The sequence below is a fragment of the Acaryochloris sp. IP29b_bin.148 genome, assembly GCF_028285565.1.
Taxonomy (GTDB): Bacteria; Cyanobacteriota; Cyanobacteriia; order Thermosynechococcales; family Thermosynechococcaceae; genus Acaryochloris.
The window spans coordinates 1-19119 of record NZ_JANQOY010000107.1 but is presented as its reverse complement, the minus strand read 5'-3'; the positions used below and the strand labels follow the sequence as shown (position 1 = coordinate 19119).

Below are 19119 nucleotides of genomic sequence, written 5' to 3'. Positions count from 1 at the left end.
CCTTGCTTCACTTAAAAACCTCCTGACCGTAACCCAATCAATGCTTCTGTCACGGGTATCACCAGCTCCTTTACCCAGCCTACAAACGATGCTGCACCCCAAACTATTCTGTAATGGTCAAAGACCGACCGGAGGTCATCGCAAATCCTGATAGGAAGCGTGAATAATCTTTAGCTATTTTGCAAACTATGCTGTTCTCATCAATGCAGTTAAGACAGGCGTTTGCCACCTATCTGTCCATTTATCGCTTTCGACCAGTCCTCTAATAGTCGGTAAAGACAGCATGAAATTTAGATTTAGCAAATTCTCGTTTATGAAGTTTTGGTCCACCTCTTGGGCAATCATCGTGGTCCGTATCAATGAGTTTAGATTGAGAGGCTAAGAGCGAATTCTGAACTGTTTCGAGAATTGAAATTTGTTCTTCATGACAAAGCCCCAGGTCTAAAATAGATACTGGTGCTTTAATGTCATAAACTTTGAGGGTATCGTGCTGGGCTACCTCTTGGGAGCTGGCCGATACTTTTTCGACAATGACCCGTAACTCGTAGTCCAACTGCTAGCTTCCTGATATCCACTGGATTACAGAGAATGTATCATGGAGCTAAATTAGCTGCCAATTATTTACGCTTCTATTGGTAGGTCGACATAGATCACGGCATTTTTGCTATTTCTGCTTCAAAAAGGGTGCGGATGGTCTGGTAAGCCTGGGAAATTTGAGCGGTCGTTTCTTGCGCCCCCTCCATCGATCCTACACGCCCAAGGGTTTCTGCTTCCGCACAAAGCGTTGAGAGTTGTTTGGCCCCTAGATTGGCACTGGCAGACTTAAGAGCATGGGCTGCTTCGCTCAATGCTTTAGGATTGGCTTTGTCTACAGCCTGCTGTATGTTATCGACAAGTCCTGGTGCATCTTCAAGGTATGTACTCAATAAATCTGCAATCAGTAAAGTTGCATTCTCACCTGCCAACTGACGGAAATTATCCAGAACTGTGGGGTCAATAATCGTGGGTTCCATCTCAGCGTCTTCAGCAGAAGCAGTGGTTATAACGTGAGAGAAGATATCCTCTTTCACGGGGCCAGGTTGATTAGTCGCTGGCATGGGTTTCTCTCGATTGCTTTCCACTATGGGCTGACAACGGCTCAGAACATCCCTGAGTTCATTCATGCGTACTGGCTTAGTAATATAGCCATCCATTCCCGCGTCAAGACACTTATCCCGGTCCCCTTGCATGGCGTTAGCGGTCATCGCAATGATGTAGGGGCGTTCTTCTGGGGGCCACCGTTTACATATTTCTGTAGTAGCCGTGAGTCCATCCATCTCTGGCATTTGCACATCCATCAGGACCAGATCATAGGATTGGCGTTCTAACGCTTCGAGCACTTCAACACCATTATTGGCCACATCTGCCTGATAGCCTATTTGTTTCAGCGTCAACAAAGCCACCTTTTGGTTGACAACTATATCCTCTGCTAACAGAATTCTTAGTGGATGATGCGCTTCTGGATTCGCGGGTAGCTGCTCTAGGGGGACTGTGTGCTTAACCGTGACCACGGGATTGCATGACACCTGACACAGAACAGTATGGAGTTGAGCCTGTTGAACGGGTTTATTCAAAATAGCCGAAAAAATATCTTCCCCAGCTTGTGAACGAATATCATCTTGTCCTAAAGAACTTAAAAGAATCAGGGGTAATGATTTTCCAGCAGGCTGTTCACGTATTTTTTTTGCGAGGGTGAGTCCATCCATTCCTGGCATTTGCATATCCAGAATAGCGAGGTCAAATTTTGTACCTTTCTGTAGCCATTCCAGAGCCTTAATCCCTGATTTGACAGCACAGGTCAGCATTCCCCAGGATTGGGATTGCAAAGACAAGATGTTCCGGTTGGTGACATTATCATCCACAATCAACAGCTGCTTGCCCACCAGGTCTACTCCTGAATTACCATTAGGGCTGACATAGTCAGAAATCTCGGAGGCAATAACTGTAAAAGAGAAAGTCGATCCTTCCCCCACTGTACTGTTGACCCATATTTTGCCACCCATTAGCTCACTCAATTGCTTGCTGATTGCTAATCCCAGACCAGTTCCCCCAAATTTTCGTGTGGTTGAAGAATCTACCTGAGAAAAGGACTTGAATAAGCACTCCAGTTTGTCAGGAGGAATCCCTATACCGGTATCTTTAATATCAAATTGAATTTCGAACGTATTCTCCCCTGAAATGGTTAGCTCCTTAGAGAGTAAATCAGTAGGAAGATGAGTGATAGGTTTTGCAGATACATAAACAACGACCTCCCCTTGCGTTGTAAATTTGATAGCGTTATTAAGCAAGTTCACTAAGATTTGTCGTAATCGGGTGATATCCCCGAAAATCGCCGTTGGGGTCGGGGGATTGACTAAGCAAGCTAGTTCTAGGTTTTTCTCAGAAGCCTTCGCAGCCACAATAAGCAGTGCTTCCTCTATACAGGTTCTAATTTCAAAGGGTTGTACTTCAAGATCGAGTTTTCCTGCTTCAATTTTAGAAAAGTCGAGAATATCACTGATGAGGCATAAGAGGGCATCTCCACTATTGCGGATAATTTCAACATAATCCTGTTGCTCAGTGCTTAGTGAAGAGCTGGCAAGTAGCCCGGTCATACCGATGACAGCATTCATCGGAGTACGTAGTTCATGACTCATGTTAGCCAGAAATGTACTTTTAGCTTCACTGGCCTTTTCTGCTAGATGCTGCGCTTTCTTCGACTCTTTAATACTTTGAGCAAGCAGAATAGTTCGTTCTTGAATTTTAGTTTCCAAAGTTTGATTGTACTCAGAAAGCTGATGATGAGATTCTTCTAATTCATCTTTGGCTTCAATAATTTTTATTCTGCGTTCAATCAGATCTTTTTCGATTTTAGTTAATAGAATATAAAATAATAGAATTAATCCAATACCTAAAGCTGAACCAATAATCGTGATATTTTGTATCGATTCACTAGCAATATTAATGGTTCTAGTAATATCTTTTAAGATGACAGCATAGCCAATCTGTTGACCATCGATATCCTTAAAAGGAATAAATAGAACTTGAGAAGTCTGTTCTTGATTTTTGAGTAGTAAACTGCTTTTTCTATCTGAGGGGGTACCTCTCATCTTTTCGGAGATCTTATTTGGTAATGTTTTTACAGTTTGGTCTATCACCACATGATTAGGATATTCATTCCACTTAGATTGCTTTCCTAACTTTTTGTTTCTGTTTTCCCATCTTTCTCGATCTAGAAATTTCTTGTCAACAGCAACTACTAAATCAACATTTAACAGTATGCTGACTTCACTCGCGATGTCTTCAAATTCTTTACCAAGCTCGACAAAACCAACTAATTCTCCTGCATCAGATTGATTGAAGATATCTGTATTGCAAGGTGCTGTATAAAGAGGCTCGCAACTGGTTAGGGGAAAATTTATGTACCAAGGATAAACAACTCGTAAAACAGGGTTTCCTGTCGGTCCTTGCTCTAATCCAGCACTAGGTTGATTAGTTTCAGATGCCTTTTTAAGCGTCTGCCGGTTAATCCAGTCGCCACGACGCTCTTTATGCATTCTGACTAGATTAGTGTGATTAGATTGATGAAAATAAAAATGAGTGATTTTAAATTTCTCTTTAAGCCTAGCGAATAACGGCCTACCCCTTCTTAATAGAGCTTCTTTATCTTTAGATTGGAAAGAACTTGCTAATTGAGGATCACGAATAACTGCCTCTAAAGTAGAACTCATTGTGGCAATATCTTGATTCATTGCAACTTTAAGTAGTTCTTCTACTCTTTGTGCTGTGACTAATTTAGCCTCCCCAATTCTTTTCTGCTGATCATTGGATAGTCTCCAGAGACTACCTCCCACTAAAAGTGCAATCACAATAATTAGAGGTGGTAAAAGCCTAGCCCGAACCGCTTCTTCCTTGCCTGCTTTCTCTTCTGGTGGAGCATTTACGAGTTGACTCATAACTTTGAGCTGTGCTGATGAGAGACTATCTAGATAGAGTTCCCACATCTATATTCAGATTACCTAAATAAAACTTTTTGTCGATAGTTATTAGAGTTTTATTATGAATACTATCGTTAAGTATTAGAGTTCAATCTGAGTAAAAAGTCATGGATGCAGTCGATAAAGGTTGAGTAAATTTTCTCCTGAGTATTGTCAACTTAATAGCCGATCTCAAGAACTAGGTACTATTTGTCATCGATAGGCTTAGGATGGAGGTTTATGCAGCAATGCTCAGACCTGTCAATTCACGCCAACTGTCAAAATGCTGACTCATCGTATCTCTAGATTCAGGTGCAGATTGTTGATGTTGCAACGGGTGGAAATATCCTCGGATCAGTTCAAAAGCAGAGAGAAAACTTGAGCATGGCCGGGAAATTTGAAGCGTCCCATTCGCCTTTTCCTCACCCTTGTTGGTCGATGTGAATTGTCTGCTCGGTTATTCAATCCTTTATGTTGTCTGTGCTCTAGATCCTTCAGGATCTTTTCTTTGGCTGCACCATAGCTCTTTATCTTATCGGTAATGTTTACTCTGGATGGGAACTCTTGAGGCTTGAGAAGTTTGCGTAAAAACTGGCAACCGCTTCATTTCGACGACTTTGCATCAAGATATCGATGATATGGCCATCTTTATCGACAGCTCGCCACAGGTAGTATTTCCTCCCCTTGACCTTGATAACAATGTTATCGAGATGCCACTTATCTACAGAGTTGAAGCGGTGACGACGAATATGATTGGCATAGGCTTGAGCAAATTTTCTACACCACTTTCAGATGGTTTCATAAGTAACCTTGATGCCTCGATACAACATCATTTTCTGGGTATCTCGGAAGCTGCGGGGGAAGGTGTAGTACAACTCACAATAAGAGATGATCTCGATGGAGAAACGGTGTCCTTTGTAGGAAATGCCCATCCCTTAAGCGTTGCATAGTAGCGGGTGCGGTGCCATATCAATTAAGTTGACAATACCCAGCCACTGGTTTAAAAGGTCGGGATTCTACCAGCGCGATTGTTATCTAATAGACTTTATCCTTACCTTTGGTGGCTACCTAATTTCATCAATAAACTGGTGCTTAATTTTGAAGCCATCGCAACGAGCAGTAAGCTGCGATTAAGAAGCACCCATTTTTCCTGGAAATCTTATCAGACAAGAATCTCAAGGCTTTATAGAATTCTTTACCTATAAAGTTACTATATGTGCATTTTATTATCTACAAACATAGAATATATAGAACTTAATCAGCCAAAATCAATTACGACGAATTCTAGATCCAGTACTTAATGAATTAAATACTTTTATTAATTGATAATTAACTTATAATTAACACTCAAAAATCACTAAGGGCTCCTATCTTTTATGTGGATATATGTATGGTTAGCCAGTCTTATTGGTGATCTTGATCACTGCCCAAACTTATTGAATCACTAATAGTAATTAACAAGTATTAAACAAAATAGAGAAAAGAATAAGGATTATAAAAATAAGATTAGATAGCACTAAATATCTATCTGTAACTTCCATTTTGAGTAAGTTTCAGGCCTTTTTATTTAATTCCAAGAAACTATGTTTATGTTATGAGAAAACTAAAGCTTATAAAGTATTTTTAGATGTTTATATGCTGAATTAATTTTATTTTGAGGTCGACTTCTGAATAACAGATAAGGTGAAGTCATGGAATTTGAACAAGCACTGGATGTTATCAATACTGTTAAATATGCGCGATTTAGAAAATATCTTAGTGATGTAGAAACAGTTATATTAAAGGGAGCTTGGCAGAGTCAAACCTATGAGAAGATAGCTGAAAACTCCTCTTATTCTGAAAGTTATCTTAAACGAGACGCTGGTCCTCAACTCTGGGCGCGATTAAGTAAAGCTTTTGGCGAGTCAGTTAGCAAAACTAATTTCCGGACCGCAATAGAGCGTCAGTGGGCGAAAATCTATGCCAGCAAAAAGGAAGTGGTGGAAGGAAAAACCCTCGCAAAGTTACTCTCTCAAGAGAACAAAAAAACAAGACTTATTACAAGAGATATACAGGGGAAAATTAGCAATTCTCAATCCCATACTGATTGGGGAAATGCTATTCATGTTCGCCACTTCTTCGAACGAGCAGAGGAACTTACAGTTCTCAAGAACTGGATCCAAGCCGATCGTTGTCAATTGCTAGCCCTATTAGGGATGGGAGGAATAGGTAAAACAACCATAGCAGTTAGGCTAGCAGAGCAAATACAAGGAGATTTTGACTATGTCATCTGGCGTAGTCTCCGTAATATGCCATCTGCGAATGAATTGCTCATTAATATTATTCAATTTATTTCTGGTCAGGATCCCAAGAAATTACCTCAAAAATTTGATGAGCAACTATTGGCTTTAATCACCTACTTGCGTTCCTTTCGCTGTTTAATTATTCTTGATAATGTCGAGTCGGTCCTTAAAAGTGGAGATCGGAAAGGCAGCTACCATGAAAGTCATCAAGAATATGAGCAATTATTCAATTGTTTGGCAGAAACGAGTCATAGCAGCTGTCTAGTCTTTACATCCCGTGAGTGGCCGAAGGGTTTAACTGCCTTAGAAGGCAGCAACTTGTCTTTTCGATATATGCAATTGTCAGGCTTGTCTGATACAGCTGGCAAAAAAATACTTCAGCATAACAATATATTTACAGAACTCCATGATCAACAGTCCACTATCATTCAGGATTATGCTGGAAATCCATTTGCACTAAAGATTGTAGCTTCTAATATCCATAAAATATTTGATGGCAACATCCAAGGTTTTCTGGAGGTCCAGAATAATGCCCCATTTATATTTGATGATATTCGCGATCTCTTCAGCGAGCAGATCGGTCGCCTAACCAATCTACAACAGATCATAATGTACTGGCTCTCTCTTATACGAGAACCTTTAACAATCAATCAATTAAGGTATTTCTTCCCTTCTACTCTTCTAATCGATGAACTATTGTATGGCTTAGAGTCTTTGAAAAGCCGTTCATTGACTAAAAAAACATCTGGAAAATTTTCTCTAGATAAAATCACTGCAGATTACACAAATAATTACTTTATTGAAGTATTTTTTCAGGAGATAACAAATGAGAGATTTATGACATTAAAGAAATACTTATTGATTAACGAGAATGAGCGAGATGAAATAAAGACGAATCAAATCAAATTCATTGTCAGACCTGTTCTTAAGAAACTCTTTTTACACTTTGGTTCTCCAAGGAATGTCGACTGTTACCTTTCTAGGATGCTGAATATACAGAGAATATATTCACAAATGGAATTGGAATGTATTACTGGCAATATTCTATGTATACACAATTATCTAAAAGGAATATTAGATGATGATAATTATTCTAGCTTCAGGAAAAGTGTAAGCTTAGAAAAATAATAAATTTAAAAATGATTATATGAGCTAATTAGGTCATTGGCCTATTATTGTCGGATTAATATCTATGATTCCTGTAGCTATTATTCTATTTTATCAATCCTCGAACTTGGAATGTCAGATACAAGCCAAAAGCACCTATCGTTTCTCGAGCCTATGGGCTTTGAGCTCAAGGCAATTGAGTCGATTTTTCCTAAACATGAACGGTGACAGCACAGAGTTTATTTAATTAAAAATAGTGAGGGTTTATGTCTAAGCAATTATCTAAAATCAACAACGATTCATCTCTATTGACTGAGCTGAGTCTTGAAGAAGCAGAAAGTATTCAAGGGGGAAACCTGATCTCTTCAGATCAGACAGATGGATTGTCGCCAACCATTAATTTCAGTCCTGAGTTGAATGTCAATGCTAGTCCTAAGACAAATATCTTAATTGGAGTAGGTGGCCCCGCACTCCAAATCAACAATGGAGGTGATAACAACAATAATTCCGGTGGAGCAGGAGTCAGCTTTTCTTAACGTGAGCAACCTATCTCTGATTATTGAGATCAGGTGGGTTACTTGACAACCCAGCTATTCAGTTGGGAAGTATTTGGAGATAATGTAGGCGATGCACTCAAGCATCGCCTACATTTTTGTTTAGAGGCCATGACGGGTTCTGAAGCCGTTTAATTTGATAGGTGACTTGAAATATTGATATTCCACTGCCTGATGGCCACTAGCTTCCTTTGATATTTCTTACCTATGAATAGAGGTCGTATTACTTTTACCTTTTTACTGTTGAGCTTGCTGGCGGCTGGAGGATTTTCCATCCATTTGTGGCGGGAACGTCGCCAGGTTCATGTCTTGACATTAGCAACAGCGAGTCGCTCGGGTGAATATTATGCCTTTGGCCATGCCCTAGCGAAAGTGGTGGCTCGTCATTATCCTCATATCCAAATCAAAGTTATTCCCACAGAAGGAACATCACAAAATTTAAGCTTCCTAAATGAGAACACAGCTCAGTTGGCCCTCATTCAGGGAGACTCAACGGTACAAGCGTCCGCTCAAGCGGTGGCGCTACTCTTTCCTGAAGTAGCGCATGTCCTGGTTAACACTCAGTCTGGAATCGAAACGATGGCTGACTTGCAAGGGAAGCAGATTGCCTTACCACCTAAGGGGAGCGGTGCATATCAGTTGTTTATGCCGATTGCTCAGCATTATGAGATTAATATTCAACAGCATCAGCCTTCGACTTCGGCCCATGATGCCTATGACCAGTTGCAACGTGGGAGAGCTGATGCTCTCTTCCAAGTTATTCGGCCAGGAAGTGCTGCAATACGTCAAGTGTTGCGATCGCAAACGCTACGTCTGTTACCGATTAAACAAACTGAGGCTCTCCGTTTAACCTACCCGTTTCTGGAAGCAGCATCCATTCCAGAAGGCATCTATGATGGTACTCGACCTATCCCTACCCAAGATGTACAAACTGTAGCCGTTCGCGCACTACTTATTGCTCGTCGACAAGTGGATGAGGAAGTCGTTTATGCCATTGCTCGTATCCTGCAAGATCGAAGAATGGAATTGGTCGCTGAATACCCGCCAGCATTTACTATTGAGCCAACCCAAACCCACAAGATTTTAGGATGGTCGATACATTCAGGCGCGGAACGGTACTACAACAAAAACCAACCCAATTTTTGGGTGCAATATGCAGAACTATTGGGACTATTTTTGTCCTTAAGTGTATTGGTGGTTTCGGGGATCTGGCAATGTCGCCTATGGTTAATTGGCCGCCAGAAAAACCGTGCTGATATGTATAATCTCCAACTGCTGGCATTGATTGAGGCGATTCAAGATACTCAAGACCTAGAAGAATTGAGTCAGCTACGCCAACGTTTATTAAGCATTCTGCAAGCAGTCGTGGTTGATCTCGACAAAGATCGAATCTCACCCGAATCTTTTCAATCCTTTACCTTGCCTTGGGAAGTTGCGATCACCACGCTACGGCATCGGGAAACGATTTTGTTAAGAGTACTTTAGTCTTACAAGAATCCCTGATAGTTGGTTAGTTATTAAGTGGAAGAAGTATGAGGAATTGGTAACCATCACTCTGTCTTTAGAAATTTAAGACTTGGAGGCGAGAAAATAGGCGAGTCAAAAAAACTTGATCATTCGAGATCTCATAATTCCTTGATGTATGCCCCAATCGTTTTTATGTTTTCTTTCGCAACTGCTGACACCTCAGTATTGCCAATAGTCCGAGGGTAAGTCCTGATCCTAAAATAGTTGAGGATTCGGGAACTTCCGCCACCCACCTATTTGTCCGAGAGTCGCCCGTAACATCGCAAAACTGACCCGCAGAGCAGCCATAAGTAGTAGTAAAATTTCTTGACCGAGCGGGAAATTGATCCAAATCATAAAAATGATCGTATTGGCTAACTGCAACAGTGTATGTCCCTGGGTTCAGAAATCTGACGATCCGAGAATCATAAGCTTCATGAGTTCGAGGATCTACCCTGCCGTCTCCATCGTCATTGTTGGTTATAGAAGTATTGCTACTATCAAACAGCGTCAATATTGGATCAAATCCACCGGGAGAAATCTCAGTTCCATCGGCCAAACGACCGCCTCCATAGGAGAGAGTTCTGATACCCACTCGGGCAGGATTATTGACCGTAAAGTTGAATCGTGACACATCATTATCAGCACTTAAACTGCCTGAGAAAGATTCAAAAGTGAGGGTAGCTGCATGGACTGGCACGGAGAAGATCGTGATCAGGCTGCCTATAAAAAGGACCTGTTGGAGATAAGCAAACATTGCTAGATAGACCCTGTTAGAGTAATTTCAAACGGAAATCTCAATGAACTTCTTTCTAGGAATACTGGTTGGACAGAATATTCTCAGAATCTTAGCTTAAGAGATGTTGATTTATTGGGGGTTCTCCATACGATAGAGTGAAAACCCTTCTAATTTACTTTAGGCTGCTCGATTTTTTACATAAGTTAAATATCTCTAAAAAAGTAAAAAACAAGCTCCAAATATTAATTTTTTTAGACTCGCTTTGACGAAGCGTTATTCCATACCTTGACGGGGCAGTGGCAAGAAAATTTAAGATGTCAAACAGCACGATTTAATCCCTGTAGTATTGATGCGCAACCCAGGTCTGAAAGTTGATTTTGGTTTGGATGGGTCAATACCTGCTGAGTATGGAGTAGAAAGAGAGAGAGCTAGGACTGACGGCCATTCAATTGGTTTTGAGTGGGATTTCTGCGATCGCATCAATATCCACAAGGGCATCTTGCAATGCTAGCGCTTCATCTTCTAGGAGTCGTCGTTCACAGCGTTCTGCAAATTCACAACGATGGTTAGGTGACACACATTTGCCTTCGGTAAAAGTAACCTGTTGCATCGCTTCTCCCGTTTCATAGGCGACTAATCCTTGATTTAACTGCGCTAAGAGACGGTTGAGATCTTGTCGGGTTTGCTTATGCCAAGCTGAGGTGTAAGGAAAGGTCAAGAAATTAGCCCTTGCCTCCGGCTGCCTGGAGGCTTCTGCAAACCAATAGGTCATTGATAGCTGCTCAGGACGATAATTACTGGTTTCGGCTAATAAATATAGATATAGCCGTGTTTGCCAATGATGACGCAGGCGATCCGCTCGTTTAGGCAGGGCATAGGTTTTCCAATCTAAAATTTGAGCTTGATCTGGATTTTGAATCAATAAATCATAGACGGCAACTAACACATAACCGTCTTGCCAACATAAACGCTGGTGTTCACTCTCTCGCGTTCCCTCAATCATGGGTGGAGGAGTTGCGACAAAGGCATCAAACCACGCTTTTAATCGCGTATCCGTTGCCAATAGTGGCCCAATCTCTAACCCTAATGCCTGTTGTTGCATGAGCTGATGGAACTGGGCACCCAGCTGTTGATGCGGATGGTTGTCTAGGGGGGTTGACGTATCTAAGCGATCAAGATACCGATGCTGAAACTTACGGAGACAAGACGCTAAAAGATTGAGGTGCCCCTGCGACAACTGCCAAATCGGTTGATGACGATGTTGCATAATCTTGGGAACGAAATAATTTTGTCTAAGGTCACGACTGAAGAGTGCCAGGGAATACAAACGGGGGATAAGCTAGGTTAGTGGGGGAAATTTGACGGAAAAATTTGACGGTTATCGCTGAGTGCAAGAATCGATGATTGAGGTTGAGCACCTAAGTAAAGTGTACGGCTCAACAACCGCTCTACAAGATGTCACCTTCGAGGCCCAACCTGGAGAAATTCTGGGATTACTGGGACCCAATGGAGCTGGCAAAACGACCACCATGCGAATTTTGGCGGGCTATTTACCTGCAACCCGTGGCACAGCCCGAGTCGCCGGTTACGAAGTTCATGACCAGCCGATGGCCGTTCGACAGCGAATTGGCTATCTGCCCGAAGTACCGCCCCTGTATCCCCACATGACGGTGGAAGGTTACCTACACTTTGTAGGTCGGATTAAAGGCGTATCAGCAGGCGATCGCGCTCAGCAAGTGCAGTGGGCACTCGAACAGTGCAATCTTCTAGAGGTGCAAAAGTCCTTAATTTATAAACTATCAAAAGGGTTCCGACAACGCGTCGGGATTGCCCAGGCCATTGTTCACAATCCGCCTGCGATCATTCTGGATGAACCCACCATTGGCCTAGATCCTCGCCAGATTATTGATATTCGTAATTTGATCAAAACCCTGGCTCAAGATAAAACGGTGATTCTCTCCACCCATATTTTGCCCGAAGTCAGTATGACCTGCCAGCGTGTCGCCATTATCAACTATGGGAAAGTCGTTGCCACCAGTACCTTAGCGGACCTCAAAGCCCAACAGCCCGATCAGCTCACCTATGAATTGGAATTGCAAGGGACATCGGAGAAGATTGAACACGGCTTGCAAACCTTAGACGGCGTGCTGACGTGGCGCTGGTTAACCACACCCCATCCAGATCGCCGTAAAGTTCGGGTCATCTGCCACCCCGATACGACCATTGGCCATCAACTGACCCATCATCTGGTTCATGCCAATGTCGCCGTCTATGAGATGCGACGGTTAGGAACCAGCCTGGAAGAAATTTACTTAGAACTCACTACACAAGAGGCAGATATCCCCTCAGAGATAGAGGCAGATGAACCGGACCACTCAGTAACAGCCCCCCCTCCTGCAAATTCTGAGCCCCCTACTCAAAAGGATAATCCATCCATCGATGAGGCTGAGGACACTCGATGACTTTGATTTTTAATAACATCGTGGCGATCTTTCGTAAGGAACTTCAGGGTTACTTTAAATCGTCCTTGGCCTACATTATTGCTGGCGTATTTTGGTTCTCAGTTTGTGCATTTTCTGTGGCAGAAGTGAGGACTTGGATAGAGCTGAAAGCGGCAGGCCATATGGTAGATGTCCCCCAAGAAAGCTTGAAATCGTTCCTCAGCGTCATGTTTTGGATCGTGATCTTTATCGTTCCCAGCCTATCCATGGGCTTATACGCGGAAGAGCGGCGTCATCGCACCCTAGAACTTCTGGCCACATCCCCGATCACCAACTGGGCGGTTGCGGTGGGAAAACTCTTGGCGCTGTGGACTCTGTTTATCACCATGATGTTGCCGGTGGGTATTTTAGAAGTCGTCTTTCTGAGCTATGCTGATCCACCGATGGCTCCAGGCGTCTTTGTCGTCGGTCATTTGGGACTCTTTCTGCTGGCGGCGACCATCTCGTCCTTAGGGTTATTTATTTCCTCTATCGCTGATAGTTCTTTTTTAGCCATTATTCTGACCTATGCCTTGATTTTTATCCTATTTTGGCTATTTGTGCTGGGAGAACAATGGGGAGAGCCTTGGGAGACCCTTTTTAGCCAGATGTCATTCTTCAAGCACTATGCCACCCTGACCCAGGGCGTGTTAGATATGAGCAGCGTTGTGTCCTTTGCTAGCTACATTTTGCTGGGGTTATTCCTGACGGCTCAGTCGATTGATTTATTGCGATTCCAGCGACGGTAAGGACTGGGGTGGAGTCACCCAATTTGTGTTCGGAGGAGAGTAGGGGCAACGTGACGCAGGTTTTATCCAAAATATTAAAGCTTCTAAGCTGGTTTGGCTTGGCTGTAGTTATTGCCGGTTTCACGGCTGGTTTGGTATCGGGACAATGGTTGTCTCTACCGCTCGGCGTCATGATCACCGGAACGATACTGATGGGGCTGTCCTTTCTGTGGCGATGGCAAACGGGTGCTGACACGTCTGAACAAGGATGGTGGCGATGGCGATCCACCCAATCGGGCACCAATGCCTTTATCTCTACGCTGGCTGTCTTAGTGATTCTGGGACTGATCAATTTTATGGCAGTCCGTTTTTCTTACCGAGTTGACTTTACAGAACAAAAAACCTTTTCTTTGGCCCCACAAACCCTAAATGTCTTATCCTCTCTGCAGAAGCCCGTTGAAGTGCTGGTGTTTATCGGCAATGATTCCTCGGCATCGGGCACCCAAAGCCAAGTTGTTTTACAAAATCAACTGTTGTTGAAGGAATACCAACGCCAGCAGCCTAATTTTTTTAAGTTTAGGTTTGTGGATCCGCAAGCTGAACCCGGCTTAGCGCGCAAGCACGGGATTCGCAACTTGGGAGATATTAGTTTGGTTTCGGGACAACGAATGAAGCTTTTGTCCTCAGGGTTATCGGAGGTTACCTTAACCCCCGCCATTGCGCTGTTAACCCATAATCGGGAGGCCAAGGCCTATGTGATCCAGGGCCATAATGAGGTTCCTTTGTCAGGCTTTACGGAAAGTTTAGCGGGGGTTGTCAATCAGCTCAAACTGGAAGGGATTACGGTGGAATCGCTGAATCTGTCCTTGCAGCGAGCCATCCCCAAGGATGCGGATGTATTGATTCTCGCAGGCCCCAAATTACCGTTACTGGAGGCTGAGATCACGTTAATTGATGCGTTCCTCAAGCAAGGCGGGAATCTGTTCCTCATGCTGGATCCTGAGGTGGAGGTAGGGCTGAAGCCCACTCTCAAGTCCATCGGCATTGAGCTGGATGGTCGCCTGATTGTTGATCCAAAGCATGTCCGTTTAGCCTGGCCTGCCGCAGCAGATTATGGCGACCATCCCATTACCCAGAGCTTTAATCAAAAGTTTTCATTTTTTCCCTTTGTTCAAGCCATTGATATCCAAGAACAGCCAGGCCAGCAGGTCTTTAAATTACTGCAAACTAGTGAGGAAACTTGGGCAGAAAGTGATCTAACGGATCAACAAATTCGGTTTAATCCCGAGAGCGATCGCAAGGGTCCCTTAACGATTGGGGTTGCCATTAAGCGGTCTATCTCAGCGCCTCCAGCGGATCAAGCCGAATCCTCCGGAGCAGAAAAGTCGGAGGCTCCTGAATCTGAAGCGAATCCAACGCCAGAGTCTAAACCATCGCCCTCCAAGCCTGAATCACCTGAATCTACGCCTGCTCCAACGGAGTCTAAGCCCTCTGAACCAGCGTCTACAGAGTCGGTACCGCCCCCCTCATCTGCCGAAGATTTGCAACCTGACATTACCGGAGAAGCAGCCCGCATCGTGGTGATTGGCGATTCTGACTTTGCCAAGGATGATCCCTATTTTGATCAAACGGTCAACCGTGATATTTTTGTCAACGCTGTCTCGTGGCTTATTGCCGATGGGGATGACCCCACTCTTTCGATTCGGCCTAAAACAGTGATTCAAAGGAGCTTGAATATCTCCCAGTCGATGCGTGATCTGCTCAGTTTTCTGGGAGTTGCGGTGTTGCCACTGTTGGCTTTTCTGACTGCTGCTGCTCTATGGTGGCAAAGGCGATAGGTCCTCGATAGCAACGGTAGATCCTTAGCGATCATAAAGAGATGAAGCTCAAATCAACAACGATTGTTTTACTGATCACGGCCATTGTGGGTGGGGTGGGTGTTTTTCTATGGACAAACGCCCAAAAAAGTCCAGAAGAGGCCACCCAACAGCAAGAACAGTTACAACAAGTATTCTCTTTCAATGAAGATCAGGTTGAAACGCTAACGGTAACGACGCCCAAACTGACGCTGGTGTTTGAGCGATCGCAACAGAGTTTCCCCCATACCTGGCGCATGAAGAAGCCCCAGGATCAACCTGCTGATGAGGCAGCAGTTGCCTTTTTGCTCAACCTCCTCGCCACGACCAAAAGTCCCCGAACACTAGCGGTCAAACCTTCCCGACAAGAAGAATTCGGCTTTGATCAATCACCCGGGACCATCCAAGTCGTTCTCAAGAATAAACAAACCCACAATCTCGTGTTAGGAGGCCAAGAGCCGACAGAAAGCTATCTTTATGCCCAAGTGGATCCTCAATCAGCCCCTGTCGATACCCTTCAAGTCGTGCTTGTTCCAACTGCTTTTTTGAATGCCATCAATCGCCCGTTAACAGAGTGGCAAACCCAAGCAAAACCTGAGCAGCCCTCAGAGCCCTCCACTTCACCCAAGCCTTCGATTGATCCAGGCCCCTCAATTCCCTTGCCGCCACCTCAGGTCCCTCAGTAGAGCTCTGCCCCTTTCACTCTATCCAATCCGGTAAATAGTCAGAGTCCAGGTTGTCATACGTTGATAAAGTTTCATGCTCATGAATCGATGGGAGCTGAAGAAAAGGAAGCTTTCCAGGCGTTGGCATCGACTTCTGAGCAGAGGCCAGAGATACAGGCTTCCTTTGTGGGGGTGATGGCTCCTTTACAAAAGCAGCAACTTTGTTCAATCGCTTTTGTCTATGTCTCTGGGAAGATAGCTGTGATGAGTAGGTGACATCAGCCGTTTTTTGAGCCAAAGCTCGCTGTGGAAGAATCACATTCTGACATAAGAATTCAACCGTTTCCAATTTGAGCCAGCCCCGAGAGACCAGGATTTCTCCAAATCGCATTTCCGTTGAGTTTTGATCCGACAAGACAACTTCTACTTGAGCCAGGGACAACAAGCCAGCATCAACGAGATAACTACCAATGCGCTTACTGCCAGGATAGTGAGATACATCGGTTCGTCGATACATTGCCTGGCTTTGTCTTGAAGAGTTAGAACCTTTCTTGGACTGAGTACGATTAAACTGCTTCTTCGGTTCTGAGGGCAGGGAGAGTGCAGGTTGTTCTGTGCTTTTCAACCAGCTCAACCGATTCAACGGGTTGAGTCGCATCCGATGTCCTGCTATTTGAATCGTGATATTACCTCGCTCACAAACTAAATTTTGAATAGGATACAAAACACCCCGGCAGAGAACAAGAAAACTCATTAAAGAGCGCTGTCTATTCTTTTTTGTACACATCCACCATGCTTGCAATAAATCCAAAGAATTAGTGAAGTGAATACTATAATTTCCAGGAATATCAATAGGCTTGTATTCATAAAAACCTATAATTTTTGATTGGCAAACGGGCAAACATTTCTGCATGGCCATAGCCTTGTGCAACTGTGGCCAAAAGCTTGATTTGTAACGAATAGAGCTATGCCGATGGTCACCAGAAAATTTAGCTGTAGCGACTAACCCTTCAGTTTTTGCTAACAGCTGCAAGGTATCCCCAATGGGTTCAACTCTCAGCTCAGCATTACTTTCCAATGCTGGGCGTCCTGAAAGATAACTTGATACAAATACTTTGAAAAGTTCGATATTGTTCATAAAAGTAGAGTATGAACTTTAAGTTAAAACATAGAATCTATCCCATCATATGGTGGTTCTTTAGTCGTTTGAGTGATCTGCATCAGTGACGGTGCTATCTTTGCTCTCTATTCAGTAAATAACTGAGGAAAACGAAATGGTCAGCCCCGAGTAGCTAGAGCTAAGGAATCAGAGCCACATGGATCCTAGATTGTTGTTCAGACTCCATGCAGTTGGCAATAGACTTGATATCATAAAAGTACATTAGTACTATATTGCTCGCCTAACTGCTTGAGGACTATCCGATGGATTACAAGCCCGCTGGTTTTCATACAATGACGCCCAATGCGACATATCGCGATACCAAAGCAGCGATTGAACTGTACAAACGTGCTTTTGGCTTAATCGTAGACACATTCCTCGAAACTCCAGAGGGCATAGTCATGCATGTATCCGCAACGATTGGCGATTCCCAGTTGTTTATGAGTGATGAATTTAAAGGATCGCCCCGACAAGCCCCCAATCCTAATTCGCCCGTTGCCTTTTACCTCTACTTACCCGATGTTGATGCCAGCTATCAGCAAGCAATCAAAGCCGGAATGACCAACGTGAGTAAACCAGAAGAGATGTTTTGGGGCGATCGCACCGCCACTGTAGTGGATCCCTTTGGCTATACCTGGACCCTAGCGACTCAAGTTAAAGAAATTTCACCCAGGATTATGATCTCCTATTTCCTCGATCAATAAAATCAAGCAACGGCCATTGAGAAGTTTGAAGATCAGCTCCAACCTGCTTTAACGAAGCTGTAGTACGTTCCAAGGAGACTCGGTGAGAAAATGATGCTACGTTATTTTCTCGGACCTGGAATGATAGATCTTAAAAAATCTAACATCTCATTCGAACTAAGTGTTGAAGGGAAACCAGAGAGTAGGGTTAGTGCAGCATATATTGACATTGGCAATGGCCCAGCGATTTTATTTATTCACGGTTTTTTCTCAGACGCAACTGTTTGGGCTAGCATTATCAACAACCTTAAAGATAAATATCGTTGTATCAGTCTCGATCTATTAGGGTTTGGTCATTCTTCTCAATTAGATATTGAATATAAAGTTGATTCACAGGTGGCTTTTTCTAAAAAATTTATGGAAACGCTTGGGATTGAAAATTTTTTTGTGGTTGGCCATTCTTTAGGAGGTTGGACAGCCTCACGTCTAGAACTTGCTGCCTCCCAAGCAGTATTCGGCCTTGTTTTGCTAGCTCCCGCAGGTGTTGGAGAGTATCTAGAACCGTACCGAATACTTATCCCTTTCTCTTGGAAAACACCAATCATTGATTGGCTCATTAGCTTAGTATCTCCTGTGATGAAATTGCTTGGAAATGAAAAATTAGTGCAGGATATAAGGTTTATCAGAGAGAGATTTTTGTATGATCCTGTCTTTCAAGCCTGGATACAAAGAGCATTTCGCTTAGAAATAAGTGATGAACTTATCTATGACGACGCAAAAAACATCCATTCTCCAACGTTCATTATTTTTGGAGAAGCAGACGAAACGATTCCAGTCGAATTTGGGGAGCACCTTGAAGCAAATATCTGTGACGCAAAATTGCATATTATTCCAGGTGCAGATCATGAACTTCCATCAAAATATTCCCAAATATTATCTGACTTAACTTCAGATTTTGTGAGTAGTGTTGAAGTATGAATAGATTTATCCCTTACCCACAAGTCTTAAAAGTCTGACTGTCGGGTCTTTTCAATCATGAGTCAGTCTCTAACACCCTATATCCGGTGGCCCCTTGACCTCTGCTGAGCGTCAAGAACTCAACCAATTGCGTCGAGACCTCAAACGTGTTCAGATGGAACGAGATTTTCTAAAAAAAGCAGCAACCTTCTTTGCTCAGGAAAGCTCAAACCCTATGAGCTAATTGAGGCAGAGAAGGTGAATTTTCCCATTGCCTTGATGTGTAAAGTCCTCAAGTTATCCAGAAGTGATATAAAATCCGTTTAATCACCCATAGTATAGAGGAATGAGATTAGCTTAATTATCATGCCAAAACGGATCCAAATAGCCTCTCACCTTTCCGTGGAA

General features: G+C 43.3%; 14 protein-coding genes and 2 pseudogenes. 10 read left to right on the top strand and 6 right to left on the bottom strand.

Translation table 11 applies throughout. The features are described from left to right. Window positions 1-265: 265 nt before the first annotated feature. The 3 genes and pseudogenes from Q0986_RS10130 to Q0986_RS10120 form a co-directional block, all read right to left on the bottom strand. Window positions 266-553, bottom strand: a pseudogene (locus Q0986_RS10130) (ISKra4 family transposase); the annotation flags it as partial. Window positions 554-650: 97 nt separating this feature from the next. Further along, window positions 651-3974 (bottom strand): response regulator, encoded by a 3324-nt coding sequence (locus Q0986_RS10125; protein ID WP_299409217.1) that lies wholly within the window; start codon window positions 3972-3974, stop codon window positions 651-653. Between the two features lie 375 nt (window positions 3975-4349). Continuing rightward, window positions 4350-4663: pseudogene (locus Q0986_RS10120) on the bottom strand (DDE-type integrase/transposase/recombinase). On the opposite strand from Q0986_RS10120, the gene Q0986_RS10115 reads away from it, so the two are divergent. The 4 genes from Q0986_RS10115 to Q0986_RS10100 all read left to right on the top strand — a co-directional run bounded on the left by Q0986_RS10115 (window position 4634) and on the right by Q0986_RS10100 (window position 9423). Next, a complete protein-coding gene (locus Q0986_RS10115; RefSeq protein ID WP_299409214.1) occupies window positions 4634-4945 on the top strand; it encodes a hypothetical protein in 312 nt (103 codons plus the stop codon). The pseudogene Q0986_RS10120 and the gene Q0986_RS10115 overlap by 30 nt on opposite strands. A 741-nt stretch (window positions 4946-5686) precedes the next feature. Further along, window positions 5687-7405 (top strand): NB-ARC domain-containing protein, encoded by a 1719-nt coding sequence (locus tag Q0986_RS10110; RefSeq protein WP_299409211.1) that lies wholly within the window; start codon window positions 5687-5689, stop codon window positions 7403-7405. A gap of 245 nt (window positions 7406-7650) precedes the next feature. Then, window positions 7651-7920 (top strand): hypothetical protein, encoded by a 270-nt coding sequence (locus Q0986_RS10105; RefSeq protein WP_299409206.1) that lies wholly within the window; start codon window positions 7651-7653, stop codon window positions 7918-7920. 225 nt (window positions 7921-8145) lie between these two features. Beyond that, the gene (locus Q0986_RS10100) at window positions 8146-9423 is read left to right on the top strand and encodes a TAXI family TRAP transporter solute-binding subunit (protein ID WP_299409203.1); all 1278 of its coding nucleotides are present in this window, start codon (window positions 8146-8148) and stop codon (window positions 9421-9423) included. Between the two features lie 172 nt (window positions 9424-9595). On the opposite strand, the gene Q0986_RS10095 is transcribed toward Q0986_RS10100, so the two are convergent. Together Q0986_RS10095 and Q0986_RS10090 are read right to left on the bottom strand one after the other, a co-directional pair. Further along, window positions 9596-10201 carry a DVUA0089 family protein gene (locus tag Q0986_RS10095; RefSeq protein ID WP_299409200.1) on the bottom strand — a complete coding sequence of 202 codons (606 nt, stop codon included), beginning with the start codon at window positions 10199-10201 and terminating at the stop codon, window positions 9596-9598. Window positions 10202-10628: 427 nt separating this feature from the next. After that, window positions 10629-11450: a PD-(D/E)XK nuclease family protein gene (locus tag Q0986_RS10090; protein ID WP_299409196.1), complete on the bottom strand. Its 822-nt coding sequence runs from the start codon at window positions 11448-11450 to the stop codon at window positions 10629-10631. A gap of 133 nt (window positions 11451-11583) precedes the next feature. On the opposite strand from Q0986_RS10090, the gene Q0986_RS10085 reads away from it, so the two are divergent. Genes Q0986_RS10085 through Q0986_RS10070 form a run of 4 tightly spaced genes read left to right on the top strand, consistent with a single transcriptional unit; the run spans window position 11584 to window position 15933 of the window. Then, window positions 11584-12645: an ABC transporter ATP-binding protein gene (locus Q0986_RS10085; RefSeq protein ID WP_299409193.1), complete on the top strand. Its 1062-nt coding sequence runs from the start codon at window positions 11584-11586 to the stop codon at window positions 12643-12645. Then, window positions 12642-13412 carry an ABC transporter permease gene (locus tag Q0986_RS10080; protein WP_299409190.1) on the top strand — a complete coding sequence of 257 codons (771 nt, stop codon included), beginning with the start codon at window positions 12642-12644 and terminating at the stop codon, window positions 13410-13412. The genes Q0986_RS10085 and Q0986_RS10080 overlap by 4 nt, the downstream gene beginning before the upstream one ends. 50 nt (window positions 13413-13462) lie before the next feature. Continuing rightward, the gene (locus Q0986_RS10075) at window positions 13463-15229 is read left to right on the top strand and encodes a Gldg family protein (protein WP_299409187.1); all 1767 of its coding nucleotides are present in this window, start codon (window positions 13463-13465) and stop codon (window positions 15227-15229) included. Window positions 15230-15270: 41 nt separating this feature from the next. Beyond that, entirely contained in the window at window positions 15271-15933 is a 663-nt protein-coding gene (locus tag Q0986_RS10070; RefSeq protein ID WP_299409184.1) for a DUF4340 domain-containing protein, read from the top strand. A gap of 13 nt (window positions 15934-15946) precedes the next feature. Here the strand turns inward: Q0986_RS10070 and Q0986_RS10065 are convergent, their stop codons facing one another. Then, window positions 15947-17050 (bottom strand): hypothetical protein, encoded by a 1104-nt coding sequence (locus tag Q0986_RS10065; RefSeq protein ID WP_299409181.1) that lies wholly within the window; start codon window positions 17048-17050, stop codon window positions 15947-15949. 284 nt (window positions 17051-17334) lie between these two features. On the opposite strand from Q0986_RS10065, the gene Q0986_RS10060 reads away from it, so the two are divergent. Both Q0986_RS10060 and Q0986_RS10055 read left to right on the top strand, forming a co-directional pair. Next, on the top strand, window positions 17335-17775 hold the full coding sequence (locus Q0986_RS10060; protein WP_299409178.1) for a VOC family protein: 441 nt from the start codon (window positions 17335-17337) through the stop codon (window positions 17773-17775). Between the two features lie 90 nt (window positions 17776-17865). Beyond that, window positions 17866-18732, top strand: a complete 867-nt coding sequence (locus tag Q0986_RS10055; protein WP_299409175.1) for an alpha/beta hydrolase — start codon at window positions 17866-17868, stop codon at window positions 18730-18732. The last annotated feature ends 387 nt before the right edge of the window (window positions 18733-19119 follow it).

What these genes read in the sequence shown, in the direction of transcription:
- Q0986_RS10055 (WP_299409175.1), top strand. Translation starts at nt 17,866, where the DNA reads ATGATGCTACGTTATTTTCTCGGACCTGGAATGATAGATCTTAAAAAA.
- Q0986_RS10085 (WP_299409193.1), top strand. Translation starts at nt 11,584, where the DNA reads ATGATTGAGGTTGAGCACCTAAGTAAAGTGTACGGCTCAACAACCGCT.
- Q0986_RS10065 (WP_299409181.1), bottom strand. Translation starts at nt 17,050, where the DNA reads ATGAACAATATCGAACTTTTCAAAGTATTTGTATCAAGTTATCTTTCA.
- Q0986_RS10115 (WP_299409214.1), top strand. Translation starts at nt 4,634, where the DNA reads ATGGCCATCTTTATCGACAGCTCGCCACAGGTAGTATTTCCTCCCCTT.
- Q0986_RS10110 (WP_299409211.1), top strand. Translation starts at nt 5,687, where the DNA reads ATGGAATTTGAACAAGCACTGGATGTTATCAATACTGTTAAATATGCG.
- Q0986_RS10070 (WP_299409184.1), top strand. Translation starts at nt 15,271, where the DNA reads ATGAAGCTCAAATCAACAACGATTGTTTTACTGATCACGGCCATTGTG.
- Q0986_RS10080 (WP_299409190.1), top strand. Translation starts at nt 12,642, where the DNA reads ATGACTTTGATTTTTAATAACATCGTGGCGATCTTTCGTAAGGAACTT.
- Q0986_RS10095 (WP_299409200.1), bottom strand. Translation starts at nt 10,201, where the DNA reads ATGTTTGCTTATCTCCAACAGGTCCTTTTTATAGGCAGCCTGATCACG.
- Q0986_RS10090 (WP_299409196.1), bottom strand. Translation starts at nt 11,450, where the DNA reads ATGCAACATCGTCATCAACCGATTTGGCAGTTGTCGCAGGGGCACCTC.
- Q0986_RS10105 (WP_299409206.1), top strand. Translation starts at nt 7,651, where the DNA reads ATGTCTAAGCAATTATCTAAAATCAACAACGATTCATCTCTATTGACT.
- Q0986_RS10060 (WP_299409178.1), top strand. Translation starts at nt 17,335, where the DNA reads ATGGATTACAAGCCCGCTGGTTTTCATACAATGACGCCCAATGCGACA.
- Q0986_RS10125 (WP_299409217.1), bottom strand. Translation starts at nt 3,974, where the DNA reads ATGAGTCAACTCGTAAATGCTCCACCAGAAGAGAAAGCAGGCAAGGAA.
- Q0986_RS10100 (WP_299409203.1), top strand. Translation starts at nt 8,146, where the DNA reads ATGAATAGAGGTCGTATTACTTTTACCTTTTTACTGTTGAGCTTGCTG.